General features: G+C 42.9%; 1 protein-coding gene. It reads left to right on the top strand.

Annotation, left to right across the window (positions count from 1 at the left end):
- Window positions 1–266, top strand: a 266-nt coding sequence (locus tag V6260_RS18535) for a DUF3530 family protein (protein WP_341595567.1), incomplete at both ends; no start/stop codon positions are given.

Here is a 266-nt window from a genome sequence, read left to right as displayed (position 1 = left end):
AAAGTATGTTTAGTGGTGTGGTATTGCTTATACCTGATTGGGACTCGACGGCGACTAATAATACGGGTATGAATTTTTTACGAAAAGAGCTTAATAACTTAGGTTATACCACCTATGCGATGACAGTACCCGATATAGAGGGGCAAACTAACAGCATTGATAACACTTCTCCCTCTAATACTGCCCCTCCCGCTGATGCTAAAACAACAAGTGAGCAGCCTGTAAAAGTCAAAACAGATGCCCCCCCCCACTTCGTAGATGCAATA

The sequence above is a fragment of the Pseudoalteromonas aliena genome (assembly GCF_038155085.1).
Classification (GTDB): domain Bacteria; phylum Pseudomonadota; class Gammaproteobacteria; order Enterobacterales; family Alteromonadaceae; genus Pseudoalteromonas; species Pseudoalteromonas aliena_A.
Note: the sequence above shows the minus strand (reverse complement) of the source record. Positions and strands in the feature narration are given on the sequence as shown.